This is a genomic window from Pseudomonas sp. NPDC090201, assembly GCF_044746825.1.
In the GTDB taxonomy this organism is placed as follows: domain Bacteria; phylum Pseudomonadota; class Gammaproteobacteria; order Pseudomonadales; family Pseudomonadaceae; genus Aquipseudomonas; species Aquipseudomonas putida_AD.
This window is the reverse complement of record NZ_JBIVCX010000002.1, coordinates 869,285-884,084: the sequence shown is the minus strand read 5'-3', so window position 1 is coordinate 884,084 and position 14,800 is coordinate 869,285. Positions and strand designations below refer to the sequence as shown.

General features: G+C 60.3%; 13 protein-coding genes and 1 pseudogene. 12 read left to right on the top strand and 2 right to left on the bottom strand.

All coding sequences use genetic code 11. The features are described 5' to 3' along the window. From ACIPOO_RS10170 to glmS, 7 genes and pseudogenes are all read left to right on the top strand, one after another. Positions 1 to 245, top strand: a pseudogene (locus tag ACIPOO_RS10170) (F0F1 ATP synthase subunit alpha); the annotation flags it as partial. 50 nt (positions 246 to 295) lie between these two features. Beyond that, the gene (gene atpG / locus ACIPOO_RS10165; protein ID WP_110951681.1) at positions 296 to 1,156 is read left to right on the top strand and encodes a F0F1 ATP synthase subunit gamma; all 861 of its coding nucleotides are present in this window, start codon (positions 296 to 298) and stop codon (positions 1,154 to 1,156) included. A 28-nt stretch (positions 1,157 to 1,184) separates the two neighbouring features. After that, on the top strand, positions 1,185 to 2,561 hold the full coding sequence (gene atpD / locus ACIPOO_RS10160; protein ID WP_166593945.1) for a F0F1 ATP synthase subunit beta: 1,377 nt from the start codon (positions 1,185 to 1,187) through the stop codon (positions 2,559 to 2,561). 44 nt (positions 2,562 to 2,605) lie between these two features. After that, on the top strand, positions 2,606 to 3,031 hold the full coding sequence (locus ACIPOO_RS10155; RefSeq protein ID WP_274132100.1) for a F0F1 ATP synthase subunit epsilon: 426 nt from the start codon (positions 2,606 to 2,608) through the stop codon (positions 3,029 to 3,031). A 133-nt stretch (positions 3,032 to 3,164) separates the two neighbouring features. After that, positions 3,165 to 4,529 (top strand): bifunctional UDP-N-acetylglucosamine diphosphorylase/glucosamine-1-phosphate N-acetyltransferase GlmU, encoded by a 1,365-nt coding sequence (gene glmU / locus ACIPOO_RS10150; protein ID WP_400606310.1) that lies wholly within the window; start codon positions 3,165 to 3,167, stop codon positions 4,527 to 4,529. 140 nt (positions 4,530 to 4,669) lie between these two features. After that, a complete protein-coding gene (locus ACIPOO_RS10145) occupies positions 4,670 to 5,437 on the top strand; it encodes a DeoR/GlpR family DNA-binding transcription regulator (protein ID WP_274132102.1) in 768 nt (255 codons plus the stop codon). 9 nt (positions 5,438 to 5,446) lie between these two features. Beyond that, on the top strand, positions 5,447 to 7,282 hold the full coding sequence (glmS, locus tag ACIPOO_RS10140; protein ID WP_274132103.1) for a glutamine--fructose-6-phosphate transaminase (isomerizing): 1,836 nt from the start codon (positions 5,447 to 5,449) through the stop codon (positions 7,280 to 7,282). 102 nt (positions 7,283 to 7,384) lie between these two features. Here the strand turns inward: glmS and ACIPOO_RS10135 are convergent, their stop codons facing one another. Both ACIPOO_RS10135 and ACIPOO_RS10130 read right to left on the bottom strand, forming a co-directional pair. Further along, positions 7,385 to 8,305, bottom strand: coding sequence for a LysR substrate-binding domain-containing protein (locus ACIPOO_RS10135; RefSeq protein WP_400606307.1), 921 nt, complete (start codon positions 8,303 to 8,305; stop codon positions 7,385 to 7,387). A gap of 63 nt (positions 8,306 to 8,368) precedes the next feature. Next, positions 8,369 to 9,292 carry a DMT family transporter gene (locus ACIPOO_RS10130; protein WP_400606305.1) on the bottom strand — a complete coding sequence of 308 codons (924 nt, stop codon included), beginning with the start codon at positions 9,290 to 9,292 and terminating at the stop codon, positions 8,369 to 8,371. Positions 9,293 to 9,448: 156 nt separating this feature from the next. Here ACIPOO_RS10130 and gcvA point away from each other — a divergent pair, with 156 nt between their 5' ends. From gcvA to ACIPOO_RS10105, 5 genes are all read left to right on the top strand, one after another. Next, positions 9,449 to 10,357: a transcriptional regulator GcvA gene (gcvA, locus tag ACIPOO_RS10125; RefSeq protein WP_274132106.1), complete on the top strand. Its 909-nt coding sequence runs from the start codon at positions 9,449 to 9,451 to the stop codon at positions 10,355 to 10,357. Between the two features lie 358 nt (positions 10,358 to 10,715). Further along, a complete protein-coding gene (locus ACIPOO_RS10120; RefSeq protein ID WP_400606302.1) occupies positions 10,716 to 11,159 on the top strand; it encodes a cupin domain-containing protein in 444 nt (147 codons plus the stop codon). Then, positions 11,159 to 12,667: a methionine--tRNA ligase gene (locus ACIPOO_RS10115; RefSeq protein ID WP_400606299.1), complete on the top strand. Its 1,509-nt coding sequence runs from the start codon at positions 11,159 to 11,161 to the stop codon at positions 12,665 to 12,667. The genes ACIPOO_RS10120 and ACIPOO_RS10115 overlap by 1 nt, the downstream gene beginning before the upstream one ends. 15 nt (positions 12,668 to 12,682) lie before the next feature. Further along, the gene (locus tag ACIPOO_RS10110; protein ID WP_400606296.1) at positions 12,683 to 13,807 is read left to right on the top strand and encodes an NAD(P)/FAD-dependent oxidoreductase; all 1,125 of its coding nucleotides are present in this window, start codon (positions 12,683 to 12,685) and stop codon (positions 13,805 to 13,807) included. Then, positions 13,804 to 14,754, top strand: coding sequence for an ABC transporter substrate-binding protein (locus ACIPOO_RS10105; RefSeq protein WP_400606294.1), 951 nt, complete (start codon positions 13,804 to 13,806; stop codon positions 14,752 to 14,754). Before ACIPOO_RS10110 ends, ACIPOO_RS10105 begins: the two co-directional genes overlap by 4 nt. Positions 14,755 to 14,800 lie beyond the last annotated feature (46 nt).

Here is a 14,800-nt window from a genome sequence, read left to right as displayed (position 1 = left end):
AGAAGCAATACGCGCCAATGTCGATCGCTGACATGTCGCTGTCGCTGTATGCCGCTGAGCGTGGGTTCCTGACCGACGTTGAAATCGCCAAGGTCGGCAGCTTCGAACAAGCGCTGATTGCTTACTTCAACCGCGATCACGCCGATTTGATGGCAAAGATCAACGTGAAGGGTGACTTCAATGACGAAATCGATTCTGGCCTCAAAGCCGGTATCGAGAAGTTCAAGGCCACCCAAACCTGGTAAGCCGCAGCGGGAGTCGCGAGGCTCCCGCTTGCTAACCTGATAGGTGTTACATGGCAGGCGCAAAAGAGATTCGCAGCAAGATTGCGAGCATCAAAAGCACGCAAAAGATCACCAGCGCCATGGAAAAAGTGGCGGTCAGCAAAATGCGCAAGGCTCAAATGCGCATGGCTGCTAGCCGTCCTTACGCGGAGCGCATCCGCCAGGTGATTGGTCATCTTGCCAACGCTAACCCGGAATACCGCCACCCGTTCATGATCGATCGCGAAGTAAAGCGCGTCGGTTATATCGTGGTAAGCAGTGATCGTGGTCTGTGCGGTGGCTTGAATACCAACCTGTTCAAGGCTTTGGTCAAGGACATGGCGAAGAACCGTGAAAACGGCGTAGAGATCGATCTGTGCGTGGTCGGCAGCAAAGGTGCGGCGTTTTTCCGCAACTTCGGCGGTAACGTCGTCGCTGCGATCAGCCACTTGGGCGAAGAGCCTTCGATCAACGATTTGATCGGCAGCGTCAAGGTGATGCTGGATGCCTACCTGGAGGGCCGTATTGACCGCCTGTCCGTGGTATCCAACAAGTTCATCAACACCATGACTCAGCAGCCAACGGTCGAGCAGTTGATTCCGTTGGTCGCCACCCAGGATCAAGAACTCAAGCACCACTGGGATTACCTGTACGAACCCGACGCCAAGGAGCTGCTGGACGGCTTGATGGTCCGTTACGTGGAGTCGCAGGTCTACCAGGCGGTGGTCGAGAACAACGCAGCTGAACAAGCCGCGCGGATGATCGCGATGAAGAACGCAACCGACAACGCCGGTGACCTGATCAGCGATTTGCAGCTGATCTACAACAAGGCGCGTCAGGCAGCGATCACCCAAGAGATCTCGGAAATCGTCGGCGGCGCTGCCGCGGTTTAACGGTTCAAATATTCAGAGGATCCAGCTAATGAGTAGCGGACGTATCGTTCAAATCATCGGCGCCGTGATCGACGTGGAATTTCCACGCGACAGCGTACCGAGCATCTACAACGCGCTGAAAGTACAAGGCGCGGAAACTACCCTGGAAGTCCAGCAGCAGCTGGGCGACGGCGTAGTTCGTACCATTGCGATGGGTTCCACCGAAGGCTTGAAGCGCGGTCTGGACGTCATCGACAGCGGTGCAGCCATCTCCGTACCGGTTGGTAAAGGTACCCTGGGCCGTATCATGGACGTCCTGGGCAACCCGATCGACGAAGCGGGTCCGATCGAAGCTGACGAGCGTTGGGGCATTCACCGTCCAGCGCCTTCGTTCGCTGACCAGGCAGGCGGCAACGACCTGCTGGAAACCGGCATCAAGGTTATCGACCTGGTCTGCCCGTTTGCCAAGGGCGGTAAAGTCGGTCTGTTCGGTGGTGCCGGTGTCGGCAAGACCGTAAACATGATGGAACTGATCCGTAACATCGCCATCGAGCACAGCGGTTATTCCGTGTTCGCTGGTGTGGGTGAGCGTACTCGTGAGGGTAACGACTTCTACCACGAGATGAAGGATTCCAACGTTCTGGACAAAGTGGCACTGGTATACGGCCAGATGAACGAGCCGCCGGGAAACCGTCTGCGCGTTGCTCTGACCGGCCTGACCATGGCCGAGAAGTTCCGTGACGAAGGTAACGACGTTCTGCTGTTCGTCGACAACATCTACCGTTACACACTGGCCGGTACTGAAGTATCCGCACTGCTGGGCCGTATGCCTTCCGCAGTAGGTTACCAGCCGACCCTGGCTGAAGAGATGGGCGTGCTGCAAGAGCGCATCACTTCGACCAAAGAAGGTTCGATCACCTCGATCCAGGCCGTTTACGTACCTGCGGACGACTTGACCGACCCGTCGCCAGCGACCACCTTCGCCCACTTGGACGCCACCGTCGTTCTGTCCCGTGACATCGCTTCCCTGGGTATCTACCCAGCGGTTGACCCACTGGACTCGACTTCGCGCCAGCTGGACCCGAACGTTATCGGCCAGGACCACTACGACACCGCTCGCGGCGTCCAGTACGTTCTGCAGCGTTACAAAGAGCTGAAAGACATCATCGCGATCCTGGGTATGGACGAGCTGTCGGAAACCGACAAGCAGTTGGTATCCCGCGCTCGTAAGATTCAGCGCTTCCTGTCGCAGCCGTTCTTCGTGGCTGAAGTCTTCACCGGTGCTTCGGGTAAATACGTTTCCCTGAAAGACACCATTGCTGGCTTCAAAGGCATCCTCGCCGGTGAGTACGACCATCTGCCAGAACAAGCGTTCTACATGGTCGGCGGCATCGAAGAAGCGATCGAGAAAGCCAAGAAACTGTAATCCAGGCGCCCGGCAACGGGCGCTAATCAGGTTGAGGCAAGCAAATGGCTATGACAGTCCATTGCGATATCGTCAGCGCGGAAGGAGAGATTTTCTCCGGTCTGGTCGAGATGGTGATTGCACACGGTAACCTGGGTGATATCGGTATTGCTCCAGGTCACGCGCCGCTGATCACTGATCTGAAGCCGGGTCCTATCCGTCTGATCAAGCAGGGTGGAGAAGCCGAGGTGTTCTACATCTCCGGTGGTTTCCTTGAGGTTCAACCGAACATGGTCAAAGTGCTTGCCGATACCGTGCAACGCGCTGCCGACCTGGACGAAGCCTCTGCTCAGGAAGCCGTCAAGGCTGCCGAGAAAGCACTGCATGAACGCGGCGCGGAGTTCGATTACGGATCTGCTGCTGCACGTCTGGCGGAGGCCGCAGCCCAGCTGCGCACCGTTCAGCAAATTCGCAAGAAGTTCGGCGGCTAAGGCCAACGATGCTTATGCGCGATTGAGTAAAAGGGTAGCCTCGGCTACCCTTTTTCTTTTTCAAGCCTTTGTACATCGGCCCTTCTTTTGAATCATCTGCACAGCTGTGGCTGCGCTCGTCTGGAATCTCTTCATGTCTCTCGATATCGTCATTCTTGCCGCCGGCCAAGGCACACGCATGCGCTCGGCCTTGCCCAAGGTGCTGCACCCTGTCGCCGGCAACTCCATGCTGGGCCACGTTATCCACAGCGCTCGCCAGCTGTCTCCGCAAAGCATTCAAGTGGTGATCGGCCACGGCGCCGATCAGGTACGTGAGCGCCTGTCGGCCGATGATCTGAATTTCGTTCTGCAAGACAAGCAACTGGGTACCGGCCATGCGGTCGCCCAGGCCGTGCCTGCACTCAACGCCGATACCGTGCTGATCCTTTACGGTGACGTGCCCCTGATCGAAGTCGAAACGCTCAACCGCCTGTTGACCCTGGTAAACGACCAGCAGTTGGGCCTGCTGACGGTCAATCTGAACGATCCGACCGGTTACGGCCGCATCGTGCGGGACGCGCAGAATCGCGTCAGCGCGATCGTCGAGCACAAGGACGCTAGCGAGGCGGAAAAAGCCATCAAGGAAGGCAACACCGGCATTCTGGCGGTGCCTGGCAAGCGTCTGGCGGACTGGCTGGGTCGCCTGTCGAACAACAACGCCCAGGGCGAGTACTACCTGACCGACGTCATCGCCATGGCCGTCAGCGACGGTCTGACTGTCGCCACCGCGCAACCGCTGGACGCCATGGAAGTGCAGGGCGCCAACGATCGCAAGCAGCTCGCCGAGCTTGAGCGGCATTATCAGTTGCGTGCAGCGCACCGCCTGATGGCCCAGGGCGTCACCCTGCGTGATCCTTCGCGTTTCGACGTGCGGGGCGAGGTCACTGTTGGCCGTGATGTGCTCATCGACATCAACGTCATCCTGGAAGGCACGGTCGTCATCGAGGACGACGTTTACATCGGCCCGAACTGCGTCATCAAGGACAGCACCCTGCGCAAGGGCGCGATCATCAAGGCCAACAGCCATCTGGAAGGCGCCATCGTCGGTGAGGCTGCCGATGCCGGTCCGTTCGCCCGCCTGCGCCCAGGCAGCGTACTGGAGGCTCGCGCCCATGTGGGTAACTTCGTCGAGCTGAAGAATGCACACCTGGGCGAGGGCGCCAAGGCGGGTCACCTGACCTACCTGGGAGACGCGGTCATCGGTGCGCGCAGCAACATTGGCGCCGGCACCATCACCTGCAACTACGACGGTGCCAACAAGCACAAGACCGTGCTGGGTGAAGACGTGTTCATCGGTTCCAACAACTCGCTGGTCGCCCCTGTGGATATCTCCACCGGTGCCACCACCGCAGCCGGTTCGACCATTACTCAGGACGTTGCCGCCGAGCAACTGGGCGTCGCCCGGGCACGCCAGCGCAACATCGATGGCTGGAAGCGCCCGGTCAAGATCAAGAAGTAAGTTATCCACAACGGGTCCCGGATCGCCCCTTGGGCGGTTTCGGGCCGTGCGTGATGAAATTTGCGCATCCTGCTTGACGAAAATCTTTCGATAGGTTTCTATTCGCATCGTTATCTTTCGAAACGAAACTTAAGCGCGAAATGTCGAAACGAAATACTCCCCAACGTCGCCACAACATCCTCGCCTTGCTCAACGAGCAGGGCGAAGTGAGTGTGGAAGCCTTGGCCCGGCGTTTCGAAACTTCCGAAGTTACGGTTCGTAAGGATCTTGCGGCACTGGAAAGCAACGGCCTGCTGCTACGTCGCTACGGTGGCGCAGTGCCCATGCCTCAGGAACTGATCGGGGAGCCCGGCCAGCCGGTGTCCAGGTACAAGCAGGCCATCGCTCGCGCTGCAGTGGCGCGAATCCGCGAACACGCCAGGATCATCATCGACAGCGGCAGCACCACCGCCGCGATGATTCCTCAACTGGGCCTGCAACCGGGCCTGGTCGTCATGACCAACTCCCTGAGCGTTGCCAACGCACTCGGTGAACTGGAGCACGAACCGGTGCTGCTGATGACAGGCGGCACCTGGGACCCTCATTCCGAGTCGTTTCAGGGGCAGGTCGCCGAACAGGTCCTGCGTTCCTACGACTTCGATCAGCTGTTCATCGGTGCCGACGGCATCGATCTGACGCGTGGCACCACGACCTTCAACGAGCTGTTGGGCCTGAGCCGTGTCATGGCTGAAGTGGCCCGCGAAGTGATCGTGATGGTGGAAGCCGACAAGGTCGGCCGCAAGATCCCCAATCTGGAACTGCCCTGGAGCAGCGTCCATACCCTCATTACCGATGATCGCCTGCCTCAGGAGGCACGCGAACAAATTCAGGCCCGCGGCGTTACTTTGATCTGCGCCGCTGTTTCCTAGGAGAAGACCATGTGTGGAATTGTCGGCGCCGTCGCTGAACGTAATGTCACTGCCATCCTGCTCGAAGGCCTCAAGCGCCTCGAGTACCGCGGCTACGATAGCGCCGGTGTGGCGCTTTTCAGCAACGCCGGTGTGCTTGAGCGCCGCCGCCGCGTTGGCAAGGTCAACGAGCTGGAGCAATCGCTGGCCGGCGAGCCACTGGCTGGCCGTCTGGGCATCGCCCACACCCGCTGGGCGACCCACGGTGCGCCGGTCGAGCACAACGCTCACCCGCATTTCTCCAGCGGCGAGCTGGCAGTTGTCCACAACGGCATCATCGAAAACCACGAGCCGCTGCGCGAGCGTCTGAAGGGCCTGGGCTACCTGTTCACCTCGGATACCGACACCGAAGTCATCGTCCATCTGCTGCATCACAAAATGCAGGACACGCCGGACCTGACCGCCGCCCTGAAAGCCACTGTGAAGGAACTGCACGGCGCCTACGGCCTGGCGGTCATCAGTGCACGTCAGCCAGACCGCCTGGTTGCCGCCCGCAGCGGCAGTCCGCTGGTAGTGGGCCTGGGCCTGGGTGAAAACTTCCTGGCCTCTGACCAGTTGGCCCTGCGCCAGGTGACCGACCGTTTCATGTATCTGGAAGAAGGCGACATCGCCGAAATCCGCCGCGACAGCGTGCAAATCTGGGACGCCGCCGGCCTGCCGGTCGAGCGTGAAACCGTGCAGTACCGCGAAGGCGCCGAAGCCGCCGACAAGGGCGAGTTCCGCCACTTCATGCTCAAGGAAATCCACGAGCAGCCAAAAGTCGTGCAGCGCACCCTGGAAAACCGTCTCGGCCAGCAGCAGGTACTGGTACAGGCCTTCGGTCCGCAGGCAGCCGAGCTGTTCGCCAAAGTGCGCAACGTGCAGATCGTTGCCTGCGGCACCAGCTACCACGCCGGTATGGTCGCGCGTTACTGGCTCGAAGGCCTGGCGGGCATTCCATGCCAGGTCGAAGTCGCCAGCGAATTCCGCTACCGCAAGGTGGTGGTCCAGCCCGACACCCTGTTCGTCTCGATCTCGCAATCCGGTGAGACCGCCGACACCCTGGCTGCACTGCGCAACGCCAAGGAACTGGGCTTCCTGGCAAGCCTGGCCATCTGCAACGTCAGCATCAGCTCACTGGTGCGTGAGTCGGACCTGACCCTGCTCACCCAGGCCGGCCCGGAAATCGGCGTCGCGTCGACCAAGGCGTTCACCACCCAACTGGTCGCGCTGATGCTCCTGACCCTGTCCCTGGGCCAGGTCAAAGGCACACTGGCCGAGGGCGTCGAAGCCGAACTGGTCGAAGAACTGCGCCGCCTGCCGACCCGCCTGGGCGAAGCACTGGCAATGGACGGCACCGTGGAAAAAGTCGCCGAACTGTTCTCCGAAAAGAACCACACCCTGTTCCTGGGTCGTGGCGCACAGTTCCCGGTGGCGATGGAAGGCGCCTTGAAGCTCAAGGAGATTTCCTACATCCACGCCGAAGCCTACCCGGCCGGCGAACTCAAACACGGCCCGCTGGCGCTGGTGGACAGCGACATGCCGGTGGTCACCGTCGCGCCCAACAACGAACTGCTGGAAAAGCTCAAATCCAACCTGCAGGAAGTCCGCGCCCGCGGCGGCGAACTGATCGTCTTCGCCGACGAACAAGCCGGCCTCAACAACGGCGAAGGCACCCACGTCATCGCGATGCCGCACATCATCGACGCCTTGGCCCCGATCCTCTACACCATTCCGCTGCAGCTGCTGTCGTACTATGTGGCAGTGCTGAAGGGAACGGACGTCGATCAGCCGCGTAATCTGGCGAAGTCGGTGACTGTGGAGTGAGTTATCCACATGCTTGAGTGGTCGGTTCGCTGACCTCAAACAATCTACAAACCCGCCTAAATGGCGGGTTTGTTATTTCTGGCTGTTGATAACTACCCCAACCTAAGCCGCATCGACCTCAACCGCCGTCCCCCGCGCACATTTCCCGGCCTGCTGCACCGCCCACTTCATGAATTCCACAATCGCCCATTCCTCCCGCCGTTCCTTGGCGCAGTACACGAAGTAATCGAATTTCAGCTCCGATGTGGCATGGGTGACTTGCACCAGCCGCTTTGATTGCAGGGCTTCGGAGGCGAATACGCTGTTGACCAGGGCGATCCCCTGGCCGGCGCAGGCGGCACTTATCAACAGGGACTCGTCGCCGTAGCTGGAGCCCTGGATCATTTTGCGGTTGCCCATGCCGAAGGCGTTCATCCAGACCTTCCAGTAGTTGCGTTCGGTGTCTTGCAGCAGTGGATAAGTCAGGCAGTCCTGTGGGCTTTCGATGTTGCGTTGCTTGGCCAGCAGGTCGGGGCTGCATACGGGGATCAGGTAGGACGACCACAGGCGGGTGGCGTGGTTGTCGGGGCTGGCGGCCATTTCGCGCTGGATCGAGATATCCACATGGCCGTGCTTGAGATCTGAGAGGCCGTTGCAGATCTGGATCGATATTTCGATGGTCGGGCAACGTTCCTTGAAGCTGCCCAGTGCCGGGATCAGCCAGGAGCTTGCAATGGTGGAGGTGGTGCTGATGGCCAGTCGGGTCTGGCGGGGTTGTTTGAGCGCGGCGCCTGACCAGGCTTTTTCGATAACGTCGAAGGTGCCGCTCAGTTCGTCGTACAGGGTCCGGCCGCTGGCGGTGAGTTGAATGCCCTTGGCGTCGCGCTCGAACAGGCGTTTGCCGATCTGGTCTTCGAGGCCCTTGATCTGCTGGCTGATGGCCGCAGGCGACACACACAGGTGATCCGCCGCACGTTTCATGCTGCCGACCTTGCACACTTCCACGAAGGTGCGAAGGGCTATCAACGGGATCGCTCTACTCATCGTGCGTACTCCACCCGGTTGCTACAGCCAGGAAACCATTGTCCTCTGTGGATAACTTTCAAATCAGCTGGTGGCTGGGGTGTCCTGGGTTTCCACCACCGGCTTGGGTTTGCTCTTGCTGAGGACGAACCACACGGCGAGGCAGATCAGTCCGCCGCCGTACAGGTGGCCAGCCGCCAGGCTTTCATTGAGGAACAACACGCCCCAGAGCACGCCGAAGGGAGGAATCAGGAAGGTCACTGTGAGTGAGCGAACCGGGCCGATGTCGGCAATCAGCCGGAAGTACAGAATGTATGCACAGGCCGTGCAGATAAAACCTACGGCTGCCAGCGACAGCCAGACCGTTGAATCACCCCAACTGGCCGGTGGGCTGACGGTGGTGGAGATGGCGAAGAACGGTGCGAGGAACAGCGTTGCACCGACCTGGCTGCCGAAGGCCACCAGCTTTGCGTCAAGGCCACCCTGGTCGGCGATCCATTGCCGTGTCAGGAAACCGGCTGCCCCGTAGCAACTGGTAGCGACCAGGCACGCCAGCGCGCCCATGACCACCGTGCTGGTGAATGTGACGGGGCCGGTGGTGGTCAGCAGAGTTATCCCCAGCAAGCCGATGAACACGCCGGCCATTTTCTTTGGCGTGAGGGAATCGTTGAAGAACATGGAGCCGATCAACACGCCCATCAACGGGGTGGTGGCGTTGAGAATGGCCGAATAACCGGCCGGCAACATCAAAGCGGCCATGCTGTACATCAGGAAGGGGATACCCGAGTTGATGACGCCCAACACCATGGTTGCCTTGAGTTTGCCTTGAAAGTCATGGCGAGTATTGAGTATCGCCAGAATCACCAATAAGCCAATGGCGCCGAGTAATACCCGGAAGAATGCAGTCGGTAATGCGCCTAATACTGGCGCGGCCACCCGCATGAACAGAAAACTTGCTCCCCAGATCGCGGCGAGGAGAAGTAACCGAACATAATCAGATAGCCTCATGACACTTCCTTCCTGGTTTACAACATTGAAAACGCGACCGGAAACTTGCCGATTGACGCTTGTCGAGTCGGGGTGTGATGATTTGAGCAGTGTCTGAAGCGGTGCTCAAGCGAGCTTTTCTAAAGCACATTAGATTTTCTTAACCCAAGGACCTGCATGAAATTCCCGCCCCTCTACGCATTACTCTGCTTTGAAGCGACGGGGCGTCACTCGAGCATGAAAGGCGCGGCGGGCGAGCTTTTCGTCACTCCAGCGGCGATCAGCCAGCAGATCGCCAAGCTGGAAAAAGCGGTCGGCGTCACCCTGTTCATCCGCAATACCAAGCGCCTGGAACTGACCCCCGAAGGCAAGATCTACTTGCGTGCGGTGCGCCCGGCGCTGGGCCAGATCAGCGATGCGACCCAGCGGCTCATGAGCGACAACGGCCCCAATACCATCACGGTCAGTTGCACCAGTGGCTTTGCGATGCAGTGGCTGTTGCCGCGCCTGCCGGACTTTCACGCACAGTGCCCGGGCATCGAAGTGCTCATCAGCACCACCAACCGCCTGGTGGACCTGCTGGGCGATGGCGTCGACTTCGCGGTGCGTCATGGCCTGGGGCGCTATCCGGGGCTGGAGGTGGAAATGCTGATCAACGACCGCCTGCAGCCGGTCTGTAGCCCCAGCCTGCTGCCGGACACACGCTACCTGTCTTCGCCTATCGATCTCACCAATTACAACCTGCTCCACGATGAGCATCGCGAAGACTGGGCATTGTGGCTGCGGGCGGTGGGTATCGAGGACGCTGAAGCGGCGGTGCACCGTGGCTCGGTTTTCGTTGATTCCAACGGGGTGATCGAAGCGGCGCTGGCGGGGATGGGGATCGCGCTGGTGCGTCGCTCGCTGATTCGCGAGGAGCTGGCTTCGGGGCGCTTGGTGGTGCCGTTTCGTGCGACGATCGACACGCCCATCGCGTATTACCTGGTCTATGACGAGACCGCGATCCTGCCCAAGTCCAGCCGCCAGTTCCGCGACTGGCTGGTGTCCCAGGCCATCGCCAGCCAGCGGGAATTCACTACCCGATAGTTCGTAGAACGACCCTGTAGGAGCGAGCTTGCTCGCGATGCGGTGTGCCAGGCACTACGGATGTGTCTGAACGGACGCATCGCGAGCAAGCTCACTCCTACAGGTCATCAATACAGTTAAGTCCTGCTTCAGTGTTGATAAATACAACATTGAACCGTCATTGGCGGCTTAAACACCTGATATTTTTAACGATTAAGCAAAGTTGAGTTAAGTCAGACTTAACTGCCAATTGCGTATTTCTTGTTTGCTCCCTTCCCCGAATTTCTTCAGCTTATCTCCCCATTCAACGGCGTTATTGCGCAGGGGTTGGCGCCGATAAAACAACGCGCAGCGATGCTGCGGGGTTAAGGAGAACTTCATGACTGACTTCCAAATCTTCCGTCCCATGGCTTGGGACAAACTGGTCCATGAATATGATCTGGACGGGTCCAGGCTGTTGCCCTGGAACGGTTATCCAACGCCAATCGGTGGCGGCTGGTGCGTCGTTCGCCCGCACACTCAGTCGTTGTCGCACACGCAGATCGATCAGGAATTCTTTATCGGTATCAAGGGCAGCGCGACGCTGGTGGTAGGCGATCAGACCTACCCCTTCACCATGGGCGATATCGCTGCTATCCCCAAACACACCGACCACTACGTGGTGAACGACACCGACGAAGACTTTCACTTCTACGTGGTCTGGTGGGACCGCGATTCGGCCAACCGTTTCCTCGATGAAGATGCTCAGCAAGCCCTGGCCTTGAACGAGTTCGCCATGCAGAAGGCGCCGATTCACGATGTGTCCGGGCCGAGGGCTTCGTAATGGGCAAGCTCCTGGTCACCATCACGCCGCCGACTCCCAACGGCGATCTGCACATCGGCCACATGGCCGGTCCATTCCTGGCGGCGGACATCTTCACCCGCGCCCAGCGCCAGCGCGGGCATGACTGCACGCTGGTGTCGTACTCCGACGATTACCAGTCCTACATGCTGCGCCGGGGCATCGAACTGGATCGCGCGCCTCAGGAGCTGGCGCTGGAAAACACCGACAAGATCAACGATACCCTGAAGAAAATGGGTATCGAGATCGACTTCTGGATGCGCCCGTACCGCAACAATTACTTCAAGAAAGCCGTTGATGAGATGTACGAGCATGCCGTGAAGGCGGGTGCCATTTACAAGAAAGTCAGCCAGGAACCCTACTGCGAACACTGCGACAAGTGGGGTTACGAGGCCTTTGGGCGGGGCAATTGCGATCACTGCGGTTCGGACTCCGACGCCAGCCAGTGCGAGGAGTGCGCGCACACGCCCAACGCCTCGAAGATGAGCAATTTCCGCTGCAAGCTGTGCTCTGCGGCCATGATCTGGAGGCCGGTGGAGCGTGAGTTCCTGGCGCTGTCCAACTTCCGCAGCCACCTGAAAAACAGCTTCGAGCACACGCCGCTGCGCCCGTTCATTCGCCGCTTCCTCAATGAGGAATTCGAGCTCGGCCCGGTGGACTGGGGCATCACCCGCCCACATGACGGCGGCCTGGACCTCAAGCCCGATGGCAGCCGGCGCATTCACACCTGGGTCATGGGGCTGTGCGGGTATCTGGGTGCGTTTCGCGAGTATCTCAACGAGCACAAGCACGCGCCGTGGGAATACGACGAGTACTGCCGCTCAGGCAAGGGCCGCCTCGTGCATTTCCTGGGTTATGACTGCGCCTTCAGCCACATGATGGTCTATCCGGCGCTGCTGCAGACCATGCATGGCTACCGCATGCGCCAGACGTTCTACACCAACCAGTTCCTGACCCTCAATGGCAAGAACTTATCCACAAGCCGCAACTACGCAATCTGGGCGCGGGACCTGGTCGCCGACGCCTGCACCGACAGCGCCCGGTTCTACCTGGCGCTGATCGCACCGGAGCAGGACACCGACGATTTCGACGTTGAGAAATTCGCCACCTGGCGCGAAGAGATTTTCAACGAGGTGCTGCTCAAGCTGGCCGTCCAGGCCGAACGCGAGCGGGTAGACGGTGACAATCTTAAGGTGACCTCGGCCGATGCCGCCGCGATCAAGATCCTGGTCGCCCGCTGGTTCGAGGTGACGTCCGTGGACCACTTCACCATGAAGGGCCTGGCGGTGCTGCTGTCCGACATCATCAACGCAGCCCGCGACCGGCAATTGCTGGGCAAGCGGATCCTGCCTTACATGGCCTTGATCGGGGCTATCGGCGCACCGGTGTTCCCTGATCTTGCCAGGCAGATCCTGCGCTACTGCCGGTTTACCGAAAACGAAGTGTTTCATCAGTTGGTGTACGTCAGCGCCGTCGAATACGAGATCTGATCGGGAGGCACGTTGATGAAAACCACCTTCGATGTGATCGTGATCGGCGCCGGCGTGATGGGGGCTTCGATCGCTGCGGCCCTGGTCGAGAACGGGCTGGACGTTGCCCTGATCGAAAAGGGCATCGGCGGCGGCCAGGGCGCGACCCGGGACACCGGTGGCATCGTGCGCAGCCTGGAACTGGACCCCGTGCTACGGCCGCTGACCAGCCGCGGCGCCAATTACGCCAGCACCGGCATCGTCAACACGTTGTTCGAGGGGGCGCTCAAACGCACGGGCGTTGCCTACATAGGCAGTGCCGAGGTGTGCGGCAAGTACCTTGACGCGGTGGGCAGCGAAGGCTCCCAGAGTGTCGAGCTGCACGCCTCGGTGGGCGCCCTGGACAACGGCCGGTTCTCCGCGTTCTGCCCGGACGAATGCCTGCTGATCGAACGCAACGCCGGCATGGTCGATGCGCGGATCGCGGTGTCCAGCCTGTGCCAGTACGTGCGCAGCAACGCGACCTTTCTTGATCATCTGGCTGTGGATAACTGCGTCGAGCTGGATGGCGCAGTCCAGGTGAACGCCGGCAAGCTGCGCCTGCAAGCCACCTGGGTGATCGATGCCTGTGGCGCCAGCAGTCCGGTGTCCAGGCCGTACGGTGCAGTGCATGCGCGCACCATTCCGTTCACCAGGCTCAGCTGTGACCAGGCGCCGAGCATGCCGGTGATCGCCCATCATCTGAACACTTACCTCCTGCCATTGGGCAGCAACCTGATGCAGGTCGGCGGACAGCGTCGCCATCGCGCCGCCCGTGTCGAACAGCTCAACCTGTCCGTGCTGGACAACGAGCAGGATGTCGTCGAGCGCATTGCCAGGCTCGGGTATGACAGCCAGCACAGCCTGCCGATTGCGACGCACATCGCCTGGGACGCCTACACAGAAGACGGCCGCCCCTTGATTGGCCGGGTGTCGAGCAAGAGTCATCTGTACCTGGCGACGGGGTTCTGCGGCATCGGTTTCAAGATGGCGCCACGGGTGGCTGAACTGCTGGCCTCGGAGCTGGGCGGGCTGATGGCGGGGATCGCACTGGATTCCGCGCACCGCTCGACCATGGAGGCGTTCTGTCCCTCGCGGTTCGCCGAGGTGGCCTTGTCATGATGCGCCTGGGTATCTGCGCGGCGCTGGACGTCGGCACCACACTGCACGCCCGCAGCTTTCTGCGCGGGGTTTATCTCTCCAGTCATCTGTTCGGCAACGTTCGCCGTGCGCAGCACTTCTATTTCGACGACGGAGCCAACGCAGCGGGAGGGCGGGCGGCGGCTGAGCGTTTCATCGAAGCAGGCGTCGATGCGGTGATCGGCCACTTCGCTTCCGAGTCCGCCGCGGCGGTGGTGGAAACTTATGCACAGGCACAGATTCCGCTGATCCTTCCGGCATCGACCTGTGCGGCGCTGACCGAAGAGGGCAGCACCACCTTCCGTATCTGCGCATCGGACCGTGTGCTGGCCAGGCGCTTGCTGGGGTTTGCCCAAGCCCAGGGATTACGCAGGCTGGCGTTGTTTGCCGACCCCAGCCTGCACGGTCAGCGGCAACTGCAAGAGCTGAGGGACGGGGCTGATGACTTATCCACAGTGCAGATCGTGGAGGACATCTCCCAAGCCGACGCAGTGGTGTTCTGTGGACGCCTGAAAGCCAGCCGCCAGTTCCTTGTGGAAAACCGCGCCAGCGGCTGTGGATTACCGCTGTTCTTCACCGACGACGCGGCATCACCTGCGCTGGTCGCGGGCCTGGAGCGCACCGGCACCATCTATGCCGTGAGCTTTCCCGTGGCGAGCGACCTGCCCGAGGCGCAGTCGGTGGACCATGCCTATCAACGTATTTATGGGGAACAGGCCCCGGTCTACGCCATCGAGACACTGGCGGCCTTTTCGCTGATTGAAATGGCCGCCGGCCAGCGCCGCAGCCTGCTCAACGCCCTGCGTTTCGACCAGTTCACGACGCCCGCAGGGCTCATCAGTTTCAGCAATGGGGAAAACGATCACGCCCGGGTTTCGCTGTGGGTCTACGAAGGCCAGCGCGTCCACGAGCGACGTCTGTTGAGTTGAATCGGGCCACGAGCGGCTCGCCAAGTCTTTGAACATTTCAGGAAGA